Below are 19,558 nucleotides of genomic sequence, written 5' to 3' on the forward strand. Positions count from 1 at the left end.
AAGGTGCGCTTGGAGACTCTAGTCTAGATAAGAAAAGTATGTTTAGTTTACCTATGAGAGACGCGATAAATTTCATTCGGATCGGGCGTTGCAAAATTATCCTGGTGTCGACTGTGTTCGCCGCGTTGCTTTGCTGTCGGCAATTGGCGGCTCAGACCTCTTCAGATTTGAACTCAGGCCTGAATATTACTTATGATGCGGTGAACTCGGAGTTTGTAATATCGTGGTGGGGAGAGGAGGGGGTGAAATATTATCTGCAAAAATCGGCGGACATGGTAAATTGGTCGTACTTGCCGGTGTTGGAGAAAGGCTATGGAATGCCGATTTCAAAAACTGTAACTTCAAGTGAAGAGAGGCTCTTTTTTCGCCTTGCATCTGCGCCATCTGTAAATAGTAGCCCCGAGAATGATGATGCCGATGGTGATTCGGTTGCGGATGGGACTGAAGTAGAGAATGGAACTGATCCGTTTAATCAGGATACTGATGGCGATGGTTGGTTCGATGATGAAGAAATTAACAATAACACGGATGGGAAAGATCCGGGCAGCCAGCCGACTTTGCTCTCTTCTGAAGAGTATGTTGAAATCAAGGCACGTTGGATTAATGCATCTTATACTGATACTGGTGGTCAGATCGAACATTACTATTGGATGTATTCTAGCGAATATCAATTCCCTTCTGAGAATGGTTCGTGGAATATATTCTCAGGCTGGACCGAGTACCTGGAGCCGATCAAATCAGGGGGGGCGTTCTATAGTGATTACCGTGAGCCACCTTTTATCACCGATCTTGCCGTCGCTCAGGCTACATTGGCAGATCTAGATAGCATGACCGAGGGGTGGCGGCAGACGAATGGCGAAGTGGATGTTCGCTCGGCATATACAGTCCAAACAGCGGGTAGCGGCGGCGGTACTCCTCCCTTTGGAGCATATTGGAATGGTGATACCTGGGAAACTTCTTACCAAACACAAGATAATCTAGACTGGTCTGGTGGGGTTGCTGAAGTAAAGTTGTTCTGGAAGGCGAGTGCGCCACGTCAAGAGCGACTTTCATCGGTAAGTATTCCGTTTCTACGTTACACGAAGGTAAACGGAGTGCTGACGAGCGTGGCAACGGAACTATTGACGATTGAGCCTGGTCAATTGAGCTCAAATAGTGGCGGAACTACTGGAGTAGGATCTGTCAAGTTGTCTGCGGATGAGCCGGTCAACAATCGCGTCACACATCATTTCCTGAAACCACTGAAGATTGAAGTGAAGCGGGGAGGGGTCAATAATCAGAATTGGATGACTCAGGGTGGGATAATTCGAGATGTCATTAGTATTTGGAGTGTCGACGATTACGCAACACGCACTGGGGATGCTAAGACTGACTGGATGCAGTTGCGAGTTGATGTGCCGCAGTCCTTGTTGGATGATTTTCCATCACCGATCGTAAAGTGGACTATTCCTGATTCCACTCAGACAGTTGCTGATGATGTGTTGGAAACCCCTCGTCTTCAGTGGTCGTCAAGCACCGGTTTAAAGGAAATCAAAATTACTATTGGCGGGCGCGACTTCAAAGTCTGGTTGGATGTGCCAGATGTTGGAACAATGTCAGAACTGACTTGGGCTAGTATACTTGTCAACTCGGGTCCAGCGGGGGCTGCGGGAGTGGTCAACGCGTGGGCGCATAACGAAGTGGCGAGAAGTTGGTCGCTCGACGCCAGCAACTCGCATTTGCTAAAGTCCGAACAAAATGCCTTGAAGCATAGCTGCTGGATGGCTTTGTGCGCTTCGGATGTGACGGTGGGTCCTGCATGGGCTGCACTTTTAGGTACTGCGCATGAATATGAGAATAAGCTAAAGGGTTCCTATCCGTTCGAGAGCACGATGGACTACCACAATAATCTCGTAGGCACTACTGTTATCCATCCTCTAGACTTTACCGGGGCTCAAATTCGTGCCGACCTCTTGACACGGCTTGGAAATGGTACACTCTGGGTGTGGGATTCGAAGGGGAACGAATTCACTGGCTTCCGGGCAACCAGAAAAGCTAATGGTGAGCCTATTCATCCTCAATGACAAAGGGGTATGGTTATGACGAACAAGTGTATGTTGTTGAGTGTTGTGGCGATAGCTGCCCTTTGTTCTTGTGATGCCAAACATCCTTCACCTTTGGGTGGCGTTGGTTCCAATGGTGCTGAAAACAAGCCGTCTCTTACGCTCCAGTTTGCGGATCTCGCTTCCGTGACGCGGGAGGTTGATGAGGGGTATGATGAGGATCGATTCGCTAAGGTATTTGGAGTCGGTATCAATTTGCCAGATTCCAAAAACAATGCAGAAAGCGGATTGAATACCGTTCTTTTCCGACCTCAAGGTCAACTGGGCCTTAAGGCTCTATTGTTTAAACTAAAAGAGGGCAAAATCGTTGCGATCGACTACTCATTGAGCAGCCTTGACGGACAATCGGAATCAAGGCGCCAAGAGATTTTGTCCGGCTTTGAAAAAAGGGGGGCTAAGCGGGTTCCTACACTAGATGGAGAATTTAACGTAGTTGACGTCGAGGTTGATGAGTATAGGTCTTCCGAGAAGGGATTGGTGGCATTTAGCATGGAGGCCAATAGTGTTGTTCGTATAATTGTATATAACCCTCTTCATTTAAGATCTGAGCAAGTTCTGCCGTCGGTCAATAACTTGCATCCAGAGGTTGTTCAGAAGGCAAGAGAACTTCTTGAGAGACGGAAAGGAATAGTCAAGCAAACGGAGGGGGTGAGGTGAAGAGGCGCTATCTGGTTGGCATTTTATTTTGCCTCTTGAGTCTTTTGTTCGGACTCTATATGTCTTGGCGATGTGGAGACGTGGTCGCTAAAAGTGATTTTGATGGTATCACCCTAGAGGTGGTGCGCAAGCCGGCTATCTGTGATAATTGGTCGGTAAGGGCGCTTCCTGGAGTCGCGTCACACTGTTATGAGGTGACAGTTTTCGGTGGGGGCAATTGCAAAATTGCAACGTACCTAGTGTCATGGCCAAGTGCAGATTTGCGATCTGTGAGTATATCGAGAAATCTTCAGTTGAATCAATATGAAGTGTGGTTTGACGACAGCTATAAAATTGCGTGCACTTTTTCAGGTGGAGACATGCCGTGGATGAAGTGGGAGTTGAGTAGTCATTGAGAAAGTTGAAGTTGGTCAACCGCCTGCTGGTGCGTGTGCGTTATGGTCTGATTTGCGTTAGTAAGCAAAGGTCCTCAGTTTCTTAGGAGCCTTCGTCTAGAGAAAGAAGGCGGCGGGTCTGGTTGTGTGCCCAATGAGCTCATTGTGGTTTCGCAACATTTGTGAGTTGGATGGTAAGCGTGACGCCCAGTGCCTTGTGATGTGGCAGCCATCATAGAGGTCGAGGTTTGAAAAGGTATGACGTCTCTGAGTGCGACGTCACTGCTTTTGAGGCAGAACGGGCTGGGGCGAGTGCACACTCCAGTGACGAGGTGTGAGGAACTGTTGGAGGAGTTTGCCCGTCGTTGTCTGGGTGCGGTGCGCTTTGCGGCCCTGACTTAGTTTCCCGATCCTTTTTCGCTGGATTCGCAATCGATAGGGCGGTCATGGTTTCACCGAGATGTCCTCATAAGCTTCATTGCTATTTCAAGTGCTGCTTAAACCAATGGAATAATGGGCATTTGGAAAAAATAGGGGCTTGATTCTAGGGCTGTACATGCCAAAATCCGGAGTTCAATCTGGATCTTGTCATGAAAACCCTCCTCTTACCTCTCCTGGCCCTAGTTCTCCTGGCGTTTCCGGGGTTCGCTGGCCAAGAGACGATGGATCTGCTCCTGAACGACGGGAGTAAGATCAAGGGAAGGGTGATGTCTGTGACGGCCTCTGAAGTCACTGTGATGAGCGATTTCGGGGTCCTACGTCTCGATTTGCAAAAGCTGACTGCAGAGACCAGGGCGAAACTCTCAGGGGCCAACAAACCGGACTCTACGGCGCTCTTGCAACGAATTGCCGAGCTGGAGGCCAAGGTCAGTCAGTTGCAGCAGGAGAACGAAAAGCTCCGTAGGAATGCTCTGGCAGCCTCTACTCCTGCGAGAGCACCTTCGTACACCCCTTCACCGGCAACGGGAATACGGAGCCTTTCGCCCGGATCCGGTTCAGGGGTTTCTTCATCAGAGGCACCTGCTGCATCGAGATGGACCATCAGCTCTACAGGGAAACGTCACAATTCGGGATGCCGTTACTATGGTTCGGGGCGCTCGTGTGGTCCAGGGGACGGCGTTGCATGTAAAATCTGCGGTGGCTGAGGTCGATAAGGGAGTTGGAATCTCATTGAATGTCACGTGGCTAGACGATCACAGAACCCATTCCGAATATTTGGATTCACGCGTAGATCTCGCTCGCGCAAGAGTTCGACAGGTGGCTCTTCTGTCCTCCTGCTACTTTTCATCGGGATTATGGTCGGGAAGTGCGCCCCAGAGAACACCCAGTCCAATCCGTCAGTAGCATCATCGACGAGCGCGCTTTTGCCGCGACATGAACCAAAGGTGCAAAGAGTTGAGCCTGCAGGGCTAGATCCCCTCCGTCCTCCAACTTTCCCGGTATCAGAACAGGCAGAAGTGGGGCCTGACGTCAGTAAGGTCTACAGCTTGCTGGAACTGGAGAAGCGGGGTTTTGTGCGGTCGATGGCGGTTGCGGAAGGAGGGATTAGCTATTGGATGGCTCGAAGCACCCAGGCCGACCGGGAGTACAGTGTCACCTTCAGATCATCATCCCAACAGAAGCTCCAGCACATAGACGCAGAAATAGTCTTGTCGGCCCCAGGAAAGATCGACGAGTTTGCCAGGAACTTTTACCAGCATGTCGTGGGCATCAATCCTGACATGCCAGAAGTCCAGGAGGCAAGAGCATGGCTTCAAACGGGAACTGTGGGGGAAAAGCAGTTTGGCATACTGCGTTGTAAGACTGAGTCTCCAACCCAGTTCTACCGTCGACTGAGCATCGCCCTGGTGCCTCCTTCAACTTCTTTGGAGTGAAATCACTCTCAGTATCGCAACCCATGAAGACAATCCTCTGCTCACTCGTATTGCTAGTGTTTTGCTCCTTTCTGGGTGCCAAGGATCTGCATCTGGTTGATGGAAGAGTGTTTCCTGCTGTCGCGATCAACTGGGATGCCAACGGCCAACTGAAGGTGATCCACGGAAGCGGAGTGATTTCGATTTCACCGACTTTGTTGTCAGAGGCCGACAGGATTGAGTTCAACCTCAAGTATCCCAAGCCAGCACCAGTCCTTGCCAGTACGCCGACACCACCAGTCTCGGGGGCCCCAATTCAGTCTCTTTTGCCCACATCGGGAGCGCAGCGTTTGTCTCCAGCGGTTGCTTCGGAGAGACCGACTGTAGAGACTGTGACGACTTCACGGTGGACGATCAGTTCCACAGGGAAGCGCCACAACTCAGGTTGTAGGTACTACGGATCCGGTAGTTCATGTGGACCAACTGCTGGTGTTGCGTGCAAAAAATGTGGTGGTTGATTCTCCGAGAATTCTTGGACAGGGGTTGATGGCGCAGCATCAGCAAACAAACTTTGAGCATGAGCAACTCTTGGAAGAGCAAATCCAGATTTTCGAAAGTCCGAAGCGAACTTGCGCAACTTGAGAAGCAAGAGTTCGCACGGGCGATCCTGCCGATGTTGAAGTTGCTTGATGAGGGCATTCATCTTACGCAAGAGCAGGGAACATTTGATACATCAGGTATTGATTTCTGTACGGAAGGGGTTGCTGAGCGACCTAGGTGGGCTGTTCAATGCAAGGGTTTCCACGTAGCTGAGGAGGAATTGGGCGAAGTTCAGGTCCGACAGTGTGCAAGGTCTATATCCACCTTGAAGAAGAGCAATTGTAAGCCTCTGAGGTATACCATGGTATACAATCGGAGAGACAGGGATAGGCGCTTTCGAGACCGTGTATGCTCCATGCTAGAGCCACTCCAGGAACTCGATATCCAACCAGAACTCTGGTCATTGGATGACCTGCTTGTCAATGTCTTCAATGAGCTCGAGCGCCGTTTGGAAATAGAGGCGTCCGTGGCAGGAAATAGGATAAAAGAGCAGCTTATTAGTCACCACGGTGAAATCAAGAGCGAGATCGTAGACTATATTCCCTTCAAACTACAGAAGCTTACTACCGATCATACGCAATTCATTGTGGAGGATACTCAAGATCCCAAAAATAGAGGGGCCTTGGACGTCTTGCAAGAATCTAATGGTGATCATTTTCATCTAATTCTGGGTGACTTTGGAGTCGGTAAGACAACTCTTGCTGAGAGGGTGGCTTTGGAAGTCAGCCTGTCGGATGATAGGCAGCATGTGCTATTCATTCCCGCTGCAAATTTGCCGGCGTCAGCACGCGGGGCGAAAGAGGTGCAGTTTGCTCTGATGCCTGTTGCGGCAGTACTGGAGAAGATTGAGGATGCCGGACGTTGGATAGAGTCGATCTTGGCTACCGTTGCTGCAAACCTCCTGGAACGTAACGACTCGTCGATAGTGCTAATTGTGGATGGGCTTGACGAATCACAGCTGCTTGCTTTGCCGAACGGATTTGCATATCTGTTTGACTGCTTGGCACCTGTAAGAGCTGCAATCATTCTCACGATGAGACTGGAGTTCTGGGAGAGGCGGAGGCTTGAATTTGAAGCCGCGTTCACAGGTCGCATAGGGCCCGGTAAACCGCAGGGGCATCGCAGAAGAAGGGGGAACGTTGTTACGCTTGAACTATGGAACAATCGACAGATTGCGGAGTACATTGATCTAGTATCGGCAAATAGAGGTGGCGGCGTTCATCTTGATGTATTAAGCGAATTGAAAGCTCTTGTCTTGGATGGTGGATATCATTCTCTATATGGTGATATTCCGCGTCGGCCTCTTTTTCTGAAGATGCTTGTGGACTTGGTTATAGATGGAGGGGTGAAGGAAACTGGCCGTGTTGCTCTATTTTTGGGCTGGATTAGGATGAAAACGCGGCGTGATATCATGGCTCCAAGGACGGGGGTTGGGGCGCGGATTGGAATCGTGGACGCGAGGGAGGTTGCTGATCTCACGGAAGAGATAGCAATGAATGCAATGCTGCTCGCTGCGAAGGACATGTGGGGGGAGAGTGAAGGGAAAGTTTTTCTAAAACCAACAATCGGATTTGGACGTTTGAGAAGCTTGGACGAAAGCCTCAAGAGCATAAAGGACGTCACGGGTCTTGCCCTAAATACGCTATTGCGTCCTCTGAAAACCACCTCTCCTCTCCAACTTACTGAATTGAAGTTTGCCCATCTTGCGTTTCAGGAATTCCTGTTTTCCTTGCAACTAGCCAGAGGGGAGATCGTTCTCAACCCAAATTGGACGTTTCCTGATGAGATATTTGCGTGGAAAGCCTCTATTGAGAAAGAAAGTGCTGAGCTATGGAAATGAAGAGCGTTACTTTGATGCTCTCGCTAAACGACACTCCGGCGTACCTTCGGGCTTGGTGCCGGCTAGGAGCTTGTGGTCTTCTTTTGATCCTTATTTCAGCTCCACTGAATGGTCACGCCTCAGAGGTGGTCAGGCTGGTGACTTGGAACCTTGAATGGTTCCCGGGACGAAAACCCACGGCTACGCAGGGAAAGAAGGATCGGCACTTCCTTGAGGTTGCAGCCGTCATTCCCCAGTTTCGAGCCGATGTCATGGTTCTACAGGAGGTTCGGGATCAAGACTCGGCTGAGAAGTTGGCAAAGCTAATGCCAGGTTTCCAAGTTCATGTCGTGAGCCGGTTCAAAGACGAGGTGGGTGGTGCAGTCGGTCTTCAACAAATTGCGATCATGTCCCGATTTCCTGCTGATGGTGCGTGGGCTGAGTCTTGGAAGAGAGGATGGGCCAATGCACCGAGAGGATATGTGTATGCGAAGCTGATTGTGGAAGGTCGTCCTCTTCACGTCTATGGGCTCCATCTGAAGAGCAACCTGGGGGATCCGATCAAGAACACATCCAAGAGGGAAGACGCCGTAGAGCAGCTTCTAGGGCACATTAAGGACCAATGCAAAGCGGGTGAGCCTGTCGTGGTGACCGGAGACTTCAACACATCAAAGGAGCAGCTTAATTTGGCAGGAGATCGCACTTTGTTGAAGCTGGAAGAACAGGGCTTCTTTTGGGCTTTCGAAGGGGTGCCGCTGAAGGACAGGATCACCATTCCTGGAGGTGGTCGCTACCCTGATGCCTGTTTCGATCACGTCTACACACGGGATCTGGGGCGACCTGTGGCTGCAGTTTTGAAAGACACACCAGGGAGTGATCACTTTCCGGTGGCGGTGGATCTACTGCAAGGAGCCGCCAAAAATATTTATCAACCGGGCGAACAATGAAGGCAAAATTAGAGGGGGAACTCTTCTTTCAGGTGCTGGAACCAGGAGAGAAAATTCCAAAAGGAGCCAAAGGATTGGGGTTCTTACAGGAGGACCGATGGGACGACTGGGGGCAATACAGCACCCAGTTTTACCTTACAATAGTGGATGATGAAGGTAAGAAGCATGATGTAGGGCAGACTAAAATAGGGCAAATTGGACTTAAGGCGCATCATGCATCGGTTGCGCTGCCTGCTAAAAGCCGGAGCGTAAGATTGCCTCGTCGATTCTCAAGCCTCGATGAGGACTGCTTTTCACTCGGACAGGATGATCATTTCTATGACAATCTAAACCGCCTAGGCAGCGCGCTTCGAAGAAAAGTACTTCGATCGTTGAGAGACGTTGCGGCAGATGTCGATCTATGGAAAATTGCGCGAGATGAGGCGGTAATGGAACGCTCTTTAATGCGATCTATTACTGCCACAACGGTTGAAAGGCATTTTAGGAGAATTGCAAAAGGGGGCGCAAGATTAACAGACTTCAGTTTCAAGTTTAGCATCAAGTCGGAGAATGAGGATGCGGCATGGAAAAATTTGGAATTTGAGGTCATAGCTGACCAAAAGCCGCCAACCAATGTTCATGCATTGATAGGAAGAAATGGTGTGGGAAAGACCACCCTAATTGATTCGATGGTTGCAACGTTTGTGAACGATGAATCTGATTCTGGCAGTTTTGAGTGGGGCGGAAGTAAAGACGATGACGTGGGGTTCAGCAATCTGGTCAAAGTGTCATTTAGCGCCTTCGACAGTGGGGAGATCATTCCTCGAGTGGAACCTCAAGCGCCGGAATCAAAGTATACCTATATTGGCCTGCGCGAGGATCTCAAAGGGAGTTCTAGTTTCGGTCTGCCTAAAGATACAAAACAGCTCGCGGTAGAGTTTGTTGATAGTCTGGAAAAGTGTGGATCTGAATTGAAACGGGATCTATGGCTTGAGGTTATTCAAATGATGGGGGAAAGCGAGCCTCTTATGCGAAGGGCGCAGGTTGCGAAATGGATCGATCTCAAGCTTGAATCAAAGCTTGGCAGAGACAGACTCGTAGACTATTTTGATAAGAAATTAAGCTCCGGGCACAAGATAGTTCTTCTCACGATGACTCGTCTCGTTGAGAAGGTGGAGGAGCGGACACTTGTGCTGATCGATGAACCCGAGGCACACCTCCATCCGCCTTTGGTTTCAGCATTCATACGAGCAATATCGCACCTGCTGTTAGAGAAAAATGGGGTGGCGATAGTTGCAACGCATTCTCCAGTGGTTCTTCAAGAAGTTCCAAAGAGTTGTGTGTGGATACTCAACCGTGTTGGAGAGTCCGCGAAGTCCAAGAGGCCATCCATAGAGACGTTTGGGGAAAATGTCGGCACGCTGACGCATGAAGTGTTCAAGCTGGATATAACAAGTACTGGTTTCTATTCGTTAGTCAGTGATGTGGCGAAAGAGAAAGCAAGCTATCGACAAGCGGTTCGAGCGTTTGGAGAGCGACTTGGTGGGGAAGCGAGGGCAATGTTGAAATGCATGTACTTAGAAGAATTGGAAGATGATTGAATTATGAGATATATTGGGAAACCGAAGGCGAAAGGTGGGGGTGTTTTTTGCGCCCTTGCTGTTTATAACCTTTGCATCAGTAAAGTGAAAAACAAGGATCTCAAAGTCCGACTTGTTGGTATCGCATCTAGGATTAAGGAGTGCGCAGACGAGTATGATCGTTTGGCGGGTGTGGCGCAGCTTCATCGAATCTTAGCGCACACAGGCATCGCATCAGTTACGAAAAAGGAGTTGATGGCCATTTACGATGTGCGGATGGTCGGTCAAGACGGCCCTGGAAGAGGTGTGTACAACACGCTGATTGATCGAGTTCTCAATCGTGATTGCCCGCTTTGCGATGCTGGTGTGGCAACCACCCTCGATCATCATCTTCCCAAGTCTAAGTTCCCCAGTTTAAGCGTGGCACCTTACAATCTTGTACCCGCGTGCCCATGGTGTCAGAGGGAAAAGCTAGCCAAATTACCGCAAAACTCTAGTGAGGAGTGTTTTCACCCCTATTATGATGATGTTGAAGCAGTTGAGTGGCTGGATTGCATCGTGCTCCAAGGTAGCCCAGGTGTAATCAAGTTTATAGTTAGCGAACGGTGTTGCGATCAATCCGTTATGGAACGAGCGAAGAGCCATATGAAAACGTTCAATCTTGGCCGATTGTATTCACTGCGAGCAGCTAGTCAGATCACTGGGAGTCGAGCGCACTTTGCCAAGGTGTATGATAAGGGAGGCGCTGCCGCATTGTCTGCACACCTTCTTGAAGTGTCTAAAAGTTGGTATTCAATACACAAAAACTCCTGGCAGGCTGCAATGCATCGTGCTGCGTCGGAGTCTGATTGGTTCTGCAATGGTGGATTCAATGAGTGGAAGTCCTATCGCTAGCTGATGTCCCTTGCGTATGGTGTAGTCTTGGAACCGCAACGCTGCTGAGCGAGCGATTCGATATCTAGCTGTACAACGGAAGATTTCTGGCTCATTCACTGCAAAAGGTGCCGAGGAATACCTGCGAATGCTTGGTATCGCTCAGACCTGTCGATTCCAAAACAAATCATTCTTGGGGTCTCTAGATTCAGGGGAGACCAATCTGGCGGTGTTTAAGAGCCGGCGTTGACTTTGGTGGCTGGTGTTTAATGAGAAAGTGCACAGATGCCTTCTGACGTGTTGGGTTAGTCCTTAGTAAGGACTAGTGGTGGCGTGACCTTTTTACAATTTAGGCCCCTGTGAACAATTGTTTGCCGTGCATCTGTGTTCGAGTGAGGCTTTGACCGGATGAAGAGTTTGCTGGTCACTGCTGCCCTTCGAAAAGAGTCATTGATTGCTCGATACTTTGGAACTGCCTGATTGAACTAGCAACGTGACGGTGAAGGGGGCAGACTACAAGTTGCCAGTTGGTGGGCGCAGCCGATGTGTGAGTTGGGAGACAGGGGATGATTGATGTTGAGGTGAAGTCGACCGTTCTACTACACCTTGAATCAAGAATGTCTTGAGTTGAGGTGCAGAAACTGTTAAACTTGTATTAACAATCAATCGAGCAATCCGCCTTCATCATCAGACCAATCAGGGGTGAAGTGAAGGAGCAGCGATGAAGCTCAACATGCCGAGCCCGGGCCTTGGTTGGTTGTCCTAAAGAAATGATATACTTAAAAAAGATAAAAGACGTAAATGAAAGGCTATAAGGAAAACTCCTTTGATGTCCCCGAGGGGAACTATAGAATGAAAATCGTAAGCGGTGCTGTCGGTGCTGACAGGTACGGGAGTGAAAGGTTCCGCATTGTCGGTGATTTGACATCTCTCCCCTGCAGAGTCTACAACTACCAAGCTGGTATGAACTACAAGGATGGTTCATCAGAAATGCTGCCTGATCTGCACAAGATCTTGGGAGCCGAGGTGGTGAAAGTGGTAGGCGAGGATGGGCAGGTCTTACAAGAGGGCCTGCATCATCTACAAGGCAAGGAGTGTGACGTGCAAATCGTCCACATCAGCAACCCGAAACATGAGAAACCTTTCTGCAAGGTGGCTCGTGTGACAAAGTCAGGGGTTCTTGTGAAGGATCCTGATGCTAGATCTGCCTGACAGGTGAGCAGTGACAGTTCGGCCTCACGTGATTCCTTTGAAAAGGGGTTACGTGAGGCCGAATTGTTTTCAGACGGTTGGTCTCTGGGTGCCAGTGTGTATTCCAGATGGAACTGTCGAACTCGCCTACGGATGCGAGCTTCAGGCCGTGGGAGCTTCAGGGTTGAGTTCGTAGATTCGCTCGGAGTCGCCTTCTACGGGATCTAGTAACCAGCCAAGATTGATCAGTTCTTCAATTGCGGGATTGAGCAGTCTCGTCTTGACGGGGTAGGCTGAGCCACTGCTGACTGCTCGTAGAATGATGCAGGTATCCATTGGCCCAGTGGGGCTTTCGTCAAGAATCACAGTCAAGCCACGCTCTTCAACAACATTGTGAGCAAGAATGTGATCAAGTAACTCGATGGCAAATGGTGATGTCGGAGGGTGAAATCTGGCTTCCGAGTTTGTCTCGGGTGGAGTGCACGATGCGTCGGTGGAAAACTCTCCCGTAACGCCGGTCTGGAGCCGTTCCTGGGTGATCGTGCAGTAAAGTGTTCGCGGAGGTGTGTCTTCAGCTGTCAATCTGAGAGTGACTGTAAAGGGTAGAAGGCTCCGACTGACCAAGGGGATCCTCATGATGTTGGACGCTTCCCCGGGGTTGAGGGGTATTCTGAGACGAAGGTTTCTGGGGTTGAGGGTTCCATCGTTTGGGCTTCTGTGCCAGTGATCCAGTTCCTGACGGGCTACACAGCCAGTTTCGCTGTGTTCCACAACAACTGTGAGCCCTCTGGCCGACTTGTCTCCGTCGTTTCGGATGCGTAGGAGGATGAGGTAACTGAGGCCAGGATCGGTATGGAGCGGCTTCTGGATCAATGCCTCGGCTAGTAAAACTGGACCTCCTTCAAGCAGTCCTCGTACGCCCCACTGTTTGAGGGTTGCTCTGGCTATGGTGCATCTGTCGTCATGGAGCATTCCCGTCAAATCGTCGCCATCCAGGAGGTAGATGTCGTGAGGTTGTTCACTCTTCCACTCATCAAACCACCGGAGGTCTTCCTTCTTGAGGCGCGTGGGGAGGCACAAGTACCAATCCTTCAGCTTGTAGTCAGGACAGTTGGCTGCGGTCTTGTAGGAGTCTCTGATCTGGTGCTTCTGGGGATCGTCAAGACCTTCTGGAAAGTACTTGACCTGATATACGTCCAGAATGCCACCGTTTCCGAGGGTGCCGTTGCAGACATCAATACCCCCGTCACCACGATGAATTCGAACTCGCCGGCTGGAAGGGGTGTGCGCCTTGATGATCAGTGAGGCGACATCTTCAAATGCCTGCCTGGGTTCCGATACAACGTCCTGGAGCTGCTCGAAGGGATTTCTGGCCATGGGGTGAATATCGGGCGTTTAGGGTGTGGATTCAAGTTGGCTGCAGTATTCTCCCGTGTGCTTGCTGGTCCGCAACAGTTTGCATCAGATTTGGAATCGCTGGTGCCCTGTCAGATGTGGTACCTTGATGCGTTTTGAGTTTTTTCGTCTAGGGTATCCGAGGTGAGCAGGTGAAGATTCTGTAGGGAGGAGCTTGAAATTGCAAGTGGCCGTGACTCTTGTGAGCGATGCATTTTAAAAATCTCAAAGTAGCCAATTGAAAGTACACTGCTTCGGGGCTTGGAGCAGGGTCGCATTGCTCATTCTACAAAGGCGAGCGCGTCACAAAGTGATGTTGCGTGCTGCCTTGTTCCAGATGAACTCAAGAGGTGCGCAGGCGGGTTCCGAGCCAATGCGCATGTGATTGAATCTTCCTCAGCACAGAAAAAGTCACTGGTGCAGAGGAAGGTCGGCGGCTACTCGTCAGAGTAGTCAGTGTACAATTCGCCGGCGGGATAAATTGATTCGATTACCGCGTAGGGAACAATGAAATCTTCATCCTCGTACAAGCGAACCTCGACATCAACTCCCAAGAGCTGAGTGTCATTGAGGGTCGCGATGATCGTGTCGATGTCGTTCTCGTATTCCTCGGGAACTTGGACCAATCGGCCGAGTTCTTGAAGAAGGGCGGGTTCATCTGTTGAATAGATCTTTCGGAGAATGCGTGGTCTGGCAATGCTGCCCACAGAGATTGCGACATCAACGTAAACCAAATCCTGTTCGTCTGCGTTTATGTAGCGGCCTGCGCGGATGAATGCAGCTGCATAGGAATTTTCTGGGAGAAACGAGTGATGGCGCTTGAGCCACTTTGCGAAATTGAAATTTGGACCGTATAACATATGATTCTGACTGAATATTTGAAGGGTTTGGCGGAGCCAGGGACCCTGGATTGGTGATTTATTCATAAATGGCTTCTGGTGCGTTGGAAGCATGTGGCGAGTATGGATACAGCTGACTGGTGATTCCAACGCATCAGAGGCCCTGTTCTGAATTATTGAGGGCGTGTTCTGTTTCTTCTGCGTTCTGCTCTGACCGCTTTTGCAGATTTGCCGGAGTAGTTCTTCGACTTTGAGTCCAGGTCACCCATGCGAATCCTCATTTGAAAGTGTGCTTTGGCGGCATAGTAGGAGTCTAGGAAAGTCTTCATTTCAAGATTGAGCAGGATTGCTTTGGATCGATCGCCATTTACAACAGTGTCCCATGTGAATTCATAGCGGTCCTTGAGGTCAATGGCTTTGGTTTGGTAGACAAGAGTTCGCTTTAGAGCCCAGCGATCCATGAGAAGGTCGACTTTGATGGAAGGTTCTAGATCAACGCCACGCTGAGATGTGATGAGTTCTTTGAGTTCGGCTTGTAGATCGGTGTTGAAGTGTGTGGCAGTGATGATGATGTGGGAGTGAGGAAGAACACGAAGAGGCATGAATGACTGAATGCTCATTTCATGAACGATGTATGCACCGTCGATGGAATTGTTTTTAATGAGTGAAGCAATCGATTTTCTGATGGCAGACCAGTAGTTCTGAGCAAGCACGCTGTTTGTAACGCCAAATGGAATGTCGCCATCAAATGAACAGGTGAGGAAGAAGTAGTGAGCACTTGAGAAGCCAGGGCTGTACATGGAGTATGAATCCATGCCTTTGAAGAAGCTGCATTTGCTGCACAGACCCCATTTGTTGCACGGACCATTTCTGGGTGAACAACAATAGGACATCTTGCCTGAGTACATGCAGTTGGATGCAATGACTGGGAGAATGTTTTGAAAATAATTGCCCTTCTCAAAGCCATTGGAGTAGTCCCTCTCTTTGATGGCAGTGGATTTGATGAACATCTTTTGATCAATGGAGAGGAGATGTAGGTTGTCAGTGAGCTCTGTTCTTGAGAGCCAGTTCAATTGTTCGAGGCGAGTGATTTTCTGCGTTGCACCTGAATTTATTAGAGAAGAACCCTGCGGGTGTACTCTGGAGAGAACAACAGGATTATTTGAAGTGAGGTGAGCAGAAGGAGACCCAGAAGCAGGATCATTGAGTGAGATTGCTGTATGGGGATCAATTAATGATGAATGAGAAGAAGGAGTGGGTATAACTTGATCTTCTAGGAGCGATTTGGTGAGAACTGGTGTTCGCTGTTCACCAACGAATTGTTTCACCTCATTGACTGAAGTGATCATTTGGGATTGAGTCTCTTGATTTTCTGAAATGCTTGTCATAAGAAGGCGATCTAACGGACCAGTCGTCCCGTGATCGACTGGTGAGAGGTGCCATGGAGAGCAGGCGGGTTGTCGCATCTGCTCACAGGAGGCCGTATGGTTATCTGTGGGGATAATCTGAAGGGGTGTCCGGCACCGTCCGAACATGACGGTGCCAGGCAGGACCGTTATCGCCTGCGGCGGTGCGGTCGGAAGCCAACACCTGGGTGATACAGGTGCAAATGCCTAGACGGGTTTATCGGAGCCGAGTCTGGATCGGCATCGATTTCGCCCTCAAAGGCGTCGAGGTCTCGGTGATCTTCTTCGAAACTCATCTCAATCGCTCTGTCAGAGAGACTGGGGTGAATTTCGTCGGAGTCACTGAAGCGGTTCTGCTGGGGATATTGATAGCGTCGTCTGAAGGGGGGCATGTGCAGCCTTTCTTTTTTGGTGGGTTAAACGTGCCGAGCCGTGGAGCTGGGCGGGAATATTTGTGAAACTAGGAGCGGTGATCATGGGAAAACTAGAACTGGGAACTGTCTGTAACTTAGATGGGATTGATACACCTAGGCTGATAATTGTCAATCGAAAAGATTGAGCTTTTTCAAGGAAACAACACTCGTGAATATTTTGCCTCATCTGGCAGAATATTTTGGGCGTGGGGCAGGGGAAATTTCGAAGCGGGTGACTCTGGTGCCGTCGTAGTCGATTTCAAATGTGCCGGTGGTGTCAGGGAATTCATTGCTGGTGACGACATAAGTGACTTGAAGTTGGTGGGGACCCGTGAGCTGCACAATGTGGTTCACCGCGTCGGTACACGGTTTGAAAACGAGGCTGTGATCAGGTGCTGTCTGTGCCACAAAGGCATCAAGTCCTCTCATGCCCCCAGGGCCAATTCTGATGCCTTGGAGAGGTGTGCCCTCCCATTTTAGCTCGCAGGTATAAATGGGCAGATCTTCGCCGTTGAGCTTATCCGTGATTCGTTGAATGTAAGCAAAACAGCTTGTGGCAGGTCTTTGACGGTGGGGATTCTGGATCCTGATGTGGTAGTGTAGCACTTTTATTCCCCCGGCCCAGTCTGCCAGATCTCCATTTTGAGGGGTGACAGACATCTGAAGTTGGTTCCCAGACTCCAGGCACCATTCTCCTGTCTCAAGTTTCTCAAAGACCGTGGATCTGATTATTCGTGCCAGGTGCTCGCGATCTCCGAAGGGCGTGGAGTTGGCCAGGACTGCGCCCACGATGCCCTGAAGGGGCTCCACTCCCTTCTCTTGGAAGGAGATCATGGGCAGGCCCAAGAAACACGCTATGGCAAACTCCTGATGGGTAAACAACGAACCGCGGTGACCATCAGGTTTGGATTTTCCAGGCTTGGTGAGTTTCTCACGCTTGAAGTCGATGAAGACGTAATAGTCGGCGTCCCTCAGCTCACGGAAAATGGTCTCGACCACCGATTTTGTGGTCTGAACATCAGGAGCGTAGAACACCTCGAAGCCCAAGCCGCGCACCCCAAGGGTCTCGGCGATGGCTTTGGCGGTCTCACGCTCGTGGTAGTCGGTGTTCTGGCCGCAGCTGAGGAAAAGCTTCGCTCTCTTGGTGGGTTGCGACGCACTGGAAGGCTCTGTGGACATGCGCGAAGGTATTACATGGTGGCATGTGTGCAATAGGGTTGGCGGGGCGTTTGCTCGGTCGGGTGGGGGGCTAGGTTGCAGCGTCAGCGTCGTTTTCTGTGGGCTCGATGGGCCTAAAGTGAGCTTCTTGGCTGCTGGAGCGTTGGTGCGAGTGCAGGCTCATCCGATGTCGGAAAGACAATCTCGGCGGAGTCCCCTGCGATTGCGGGTGGTCTGAAGGTGTTTTCCAACTTCCAAGTTCCAAGCGCGTGTTGAGACGGTCGGGCAAATGCTGGCACTAAAACAGTGCGGGGACACGAAAAAGCCGCTTGGAGATTCTCCAAACGGCCTCTTTCATGGGAAGTACCCGGCGGCTGAACTGGCGGGTCAATGCCAAACAAGCGTGCCACAGTGGTCCTTAGGGGGATTACACTGTGGCACGAGTTGATGTTAGGAGACCGCCTTCAACAACCAAGAGTTCGCCTTTTTCTCGGCGGTTATACAGTTGGCTGCGGCCAGCTTTTTGCGAGCTTCAGTCAGCTTCTTGGGATCCGGGAAGGATTCATGAAGTTCAGACGCGTGAACCCCTTTGATCCCGTAGGACTGGATAACCTGAAGAAGCGCCGGGGAGTAGTCTTCCTTGCCAGGGACGTCCTCCATCTCCTTCAGAAGCCGGTGATTGTCGACCCGGTTGCTCGTAAGGTGGCCTTGAACCTCTAACTCGGCCTCCCTGCGGAGACGTTCGAGGGCTTGTTTTCTCGTGCCGTGGGAAGTTTCGCCCTCGGGGGGCTTGACTCCATCTTCAGGGGCGGGATGTTCTCTGGTACTGTGGGTTTCGATTTCGACGTTCGAAGGCTGCGGTACAGAGGTCCCGGCGGCTGGAATCGCCGGGGCCTCATTGTTCGTCGTGCCTGTTGACACCGATGCTCGTTGGTTATCTTGTTCCATAACAATGGTTCTATCGTATTTGTTTCCACTAACCTTGGTGGGGGCGTTGAATGCAAATTGCCACTCGGCAATGATTCAAATTGGTGTCAAGCGTGAGACAATGCTCTGCGGCAACATGATGATGCCTTCCTAGCGCCCAGCCTCTTTTACTTCGAGTTTCTGAATTGCGCTGAGAACTTTGGGTAAGTCAAACCGCACCGTTTTATGTCCAAGTCGAAGATAGGGAATTTTGCGCTTTCTCATAAGCTCATCCACCATTCGAGTGGACGGAAAACCGAGTGCCTCCATGAGCTCTTCTTTGGTGAGAAGGATGCTTTTGACGGCGGGTTGCTGGCGTTCGTCTCTTTCCATGTGGCAGTCGGCATGCAGGGGGTGATACTATGTAGTCGTACAGTGTAGTGATGTGGTTGTGCAAATAAAAACTTCGGAAAAAGCACGACAATGTGGTATTACGCTGTAGTAGTCGCCTGTATGCCAATTGCCCGCCGAACAAAAAAGCCTTGCAAAACAGTCCGGCAGATCCGCGAAGCTGCTGGCAAATCGCAGAGTGAATTCGCCGAGGACGTTGATGTGTCGGTCGCCTATGTTCAGGCGATCGAACAGGGCGCGAGACCTGCAAGTCGCGAATTCGCAATCAAGGTGATGGGACGATATGGTGCCTGGTGGGAGTGCGTGGCGGACAATTGGGAGCAGGCAATTGACCTCTCAGGGAGGCCCTATACTTCCCGGTCTTATGCAGACTTTTGTGAAGATGTTCCCGAAAACCTTTCAGATCACGATGTCGAGGTCCTGGTGGCCCCGGTTCGCAAGCTGGTTAAGGGAGCCGCAATGGTAGGTAAAACTCGTCTGGTTGCGTTGTGGCTACACCTCGTGCTTGTAGATGGCTTCAAGTCCCTGCGTAACGTTGAATTTTATGGCTGTAGATCGACAACCACTAAGCTGACCTATGGAAGGTTGCGCGAGGATAAAGGGCTTGCTGCTGCTCTAAATTTTACTGACGCCCCATCGGTGCAGGATGACGTAATCGCTATGGAGATTCACACTCCTGGGGATTCCGTCTTTGGAAGGGAGTATCCGGATTTGCGAGACCTTTCGTCACTAGTTGAGAAGTACGGGTCCCCTAATCTCTAATTTTGGAACGCTGCGGTTGCTACGGCGGTGAGTGTCAAGCGAGTGTCAAATAAGTGCGCTCCTACCGGTATTTATTAGGCATAATGCGAGCGTATGCGTCTTATGGGCTTTCTTTGCAACGCCCTGAATATGAGGTGTTTTCCCAGTGCCGACAGCGGGACTCGAACCCGCACGGTGGTCACCCACCAACAGATTTTAAGTCTGGTGCGTCTACCGATTTCGCCATGTCGGCCGGTTGATCGGGAAGTCGGAAGTGTCACTGAGAATCGACGGCAGGCAAGTCGGAATCTGGT

At 50.4% G+C, this 19,558-nt stretch carries 15 protein-coding genes and 1 tRNA gene; 8 read left to right on the forward strand and 8 right to left on the reverse strand.

Annotation, left to right across the window (positions count from 1 at the left end):
* The first annotated feature begins 53 nt into the window (after nucleotides 1–53).
* Both VSP_RS04685 and VSP_RS04690 read left to right on the forward strand, forming a co-directional pair.
* Nucleotides 54–2,063: a DUF6973 domain-containing protein gene (locus VSP_RS04685; RefSeq protein WP_029190182.1), complete on the forward strand. Its 2,010-nt coding sequence runs from the start codon at nucleotides 54–56 to the stop codon at nucleotides 2,061–2,063.
* Nucleotides 2,064–2,078: 15 nt separating this feature from the next.
* Nucleotides 2,079–2,759: a hypothetical protein gene (locus VSP_RS04690; protein ID WP_156346122.1), complete on the forward strand. Its 681-nt coding sequence runs from the start codon at nucleotides 2,079–2,081 to the stop codon at nucleotides 2,757–2,759.
* Nucleotides 2,760–4,740: 1,981 nt separating this feature from the next.
* On the opposite strand, the gene VSP_RS42905 is transcribed toward VSP_RS04690, so the two are convergent.
* Nucleotides 4,741–4,890, reverse strand: coding sequence for a hypothetical protein (locus tag VSP_RS42905; protein ID WP_198141313.1), 150 nt, complete (start codon nucleotides 4,888–4,890; stop codon nucleotides 4,741–4,743).
* A gap of 673 nt (nucleotides 4,891–5,563) precedes the next feature.
* On the opposite strand from VSP_RS42905, the gene VSP_RS04705 reads away from it, so the two are divergent.
* The 5 genes from VSP_RS04705 (at nucleotide 5,564) to VSP_RS41925 (ending at nucleotide 11,996) form a co-directional block, all read left to right on the forward strand.
* A complete protein-coding gene (locus VSP_RS04705; RefSeq protein ID WP_009959099.1) occupies nucleotides 5,564–7,426 on the forward strand; it encodes an NACHT domain-containing protein in 1,863 nt (620 codons plus the stop codon).
* A complete protein-coding gene (locus tag VSP_RS04710) occupies nucleotides 7,417–8,352 on the forward strand; it encodes an endonuclease/exonuclease/phosphatase family protein (protein ID WP_232289545.1) in 936 nt (311 codons plus the stop codon). Before VSP_RS04705 ends, VSP_RS04710 begins: the two co-directional genes overlap by 10 nt.
* Nucleotides 8,349–9,932 (forward strand): AAA family ATPase, encoded by a 1,584-nt coding sequence (locus tag VSP_RS04715; protein ID WP_009959101.1) that lies wholly within the window; start codon nucleotides 8,349–8,351, stop codon nucleotides 9,930–9,932. The genes VSP_RS04710 and VSP_RS04715 overlap by 4 nt, the downstream gene beginning before the upstream one ends.
* 84 nt (nucleotides 9,933–10,016) lie before the next feature.
* A complete protein-coding gene (locus VSP_RS41920) occupies nucleotides 10,017–10,805 on the forward strand; it encodes an HNH endonuclease (RefSeq protein ID WP_156346124.1) in 789 nt (262 codons plus the stop codon).
* A 780-nt stretch (nucleotides 10,806–11,585) separates the two neighbouring features.
* Nucleotides 11,586–11,996, forward strand: a complete 411-nt coding sequence (locus VSP_RS41925; RefSeq protein ID WP_157210740.1) for a hypothetical protein — start codon at nucleotides 11,586–11,588, stop codon at nucleotides 11,994–11,996.
* Nucleotides 11,997–12,137: 141 nt separating this feature from the next.
* Here VSP_RS41925 and VSP_RS38910 read toward each other — a convergent pair whose 3' ends face one another.
* The 6 genes from VSP_RS38910 to VSP_RS04760 form a co-directional block, all read right to left on the reverse strand.
* Nucleotides 12,138–13,352: a hypothetical protein gene (locus VSP_RS38910; protein WP_009959106.1), complete on the reverse strand. Its 1,215-nt coding sequence runs from the start codon at nucleotides 13,350–13,352 to the stop codon at nucleotides 12,138–12,140.
* Between the two features lie 455 nt (nucleotides 13,353–13,807).
* Nucleotides 13,808–14,230 carry a hypothetical protein gene (locus VSP_RS04735; RefSeq protein ID WP_009959108.1) on the reverse strand — a complete coding sequence of 141 codons (423 nt, stop codon included), beginning with the start codon at nucleotides 14,228–14,230 and terminating at the stop codon, nucleotides 13,808–13,810.
* 152 nt (nucleotides 14,231–14,382) lie between these two features.
* Complete coding sequence (locus tag VSP_RS04740) at nucleotides 14,383–15,597, reverse strand: hypothetical protein (RefSeq protein ID WP_198141314.1); 1,215 nt, start codon at nucleotides 15,595–15,597, stop codon at nucleotides 14,383–14,385.
* Nucleotides 15,598–16,211: 614 nt separating this feature from the next.
* Nucleotides 16,212–17,207 (reverse strand): hypothetical protein, encoded by a 996-nt coding sequence (locus VSP_RS04750; protein ID WP_009959111.1) that lies wholly within the window; start codon nucleotides 17,205–17,207, stop codon nucleotides 16,212–16,214.
* A gap of 429 nt (nucleotides 17,208–17,636) precedes the next feature.
* A complete protein-coding gene (locus tag VSP_RS41930) occupies nucleotides 17,637–17,846 on the reverse strand; it encodes a hypothetical protein (RefSeq protein WP_156346126.1) in 210 nt (69 codons plus the stop codon).
* A gap of 417 nt (nucleotides 17,847–18,263) precedes the next feature.
* Nucleotides 18,264–18,485, reverse strand: a complete 222-nt coding sequence (locus VSP_RS04760) for a hypothetical protein (RefSeq protein ID WP_009959114.1) — start codon at nucleotides 18,483–18,485, stop codon at nucleotides 18,264–18,266.
* 120 nt (nucleotides 18,486–18,605) lie between these two features.
* Between VSP_RS04760 and VSP_RS04765 the strand changes: the two genes are divergently transcribed.
* The gene (locus VSP_RS04765; RefSeq protein ID WP_009959115.1) at nucleotides 18,606–19,265 is read left to right on the forward strand and encodes a helix-turn-helix domain-containing protein; all 660 of its coding nucleotides are present in this window, start codon (nucleotides 18,606–18,608) and stop codon (nucleotides 19,263–19,265) included.
* 146 nt (nucleotides 19,266–19,411) lie between these two features.
* Here VSP_RS04765 and VSP_RS04770 read toward each other — a convergent pair.
* A tRNA-Leu gene (locus VSP_RS04770) sits at nucleotides 19,412–19,497 on the reverse strand.
* Between the last annotated feature and the right edge of the window lie 61 nt (nucleotides 19,498–19,558).

Source organism: Verrucomicrobium spinosum DSM 4136 = JCM 18804, from assembly GCF_000172155.1.
Classification (GTDB): domain Bacteria; phylum Verrucomicrobiota; class Verrucomicrobiia; order Verrucomicrobiales; family Verrucomicrobiaceae; genus Verrucomicrobium; species Verrucomicrobium spinosum.

Bases quoted from the DNA above. Each gene is read 5' to 3' on its own strand.
- VSP_RS04685 (WP_029190182.1), top strand. From the start codon at position 54: ATGAGAGACGCGATAAATTTCATTCGGATCGGGCGTTGCAAAATTATC.
- VSP_RS04690 (WP_156346122.1), top strand. From the start codon at position 2,079: ATGACGAACAAGTGTATGTTGTTGAGTGTTGTGGCGATAGCTGCCCTT.
- VSP_RS04705 (WP_009959099.1), top strand. From the start codon at position 5,564: ATGAGCAACTCTTGGAAGAGCAAATCCAGATTTTCGAAAGTCCGAAGC.
- VSP_RS04710 (WP_232289545.1), top strand. From the start codon at position 7,417: ATGGAAATGAAGAGCGTTACTTTGATGCTCTCGCTAAACGACACTCCG.
- VSP_RS04715 (WP_009959101.1), top strand. From the start codon at position 8,349: ATGAAGGCAAAATTAGAGGGGGAACTCTTCTTTCAGGTGCTGGAACCA.
- VSP_RS41925 (WP_157210740.1), top strand. From the start codon at position 11,586: ATGAAAGGCTATAAGGAAAACTCCTTTGATGTCCCCGAGGGGAACTAT.
- VSP_RS38910 (WP_009959106.1), bottom strand. From the start codon at position 13,352: ATGGCCAGAAATCCCTTCGAGCAGCTCCAGGACGTTGTATCGGAACCC.
- VSP_RS04735 (WP_009959108.1), bottom strand. From the start codon at position 14,230: ATGTTATACGGTCCAAATTTCAATTTCGCAAAGTGGCTCAAGCGCCAT.
- VSP_RS04740 (WP_198141314.1), bottom strand. From the start codon at position 15,597: ATGACAAGCATTTCAGAAAATCAAGAGACTCAATCCCAAATGATCACT.
- VSP_RS04750 (WP_009959111.1), bottom strand. From the start codon at position 17,207: ATGTCCACAGAGCCTTCCAGTGCGTCGCAACCCACCAAGAGAGCGAAG.
- VSP_RS41930 (WP_156346126.1), bottom strand. From the start codon at position 17,846: ATGGAGGACGTCCCTGGCAAGGAAGACTACTCCCCGGCGCTTCTTCAG.
- VSP_RS04760 (WP_009959114.1), bottom strand. From the start codon at position 18,485: ATGGAAAGAGACGAACGCCAGCAACCCGCCGTCAAAAGCATCCTTCTC.
- VSP_RS04765 (WP_009959115.1), top strand. From the start codon at position 18,606: ATGCCAATTGCCCGCCGAACAAAAAAGCCTTGCAAAACAGTCCGGCAG.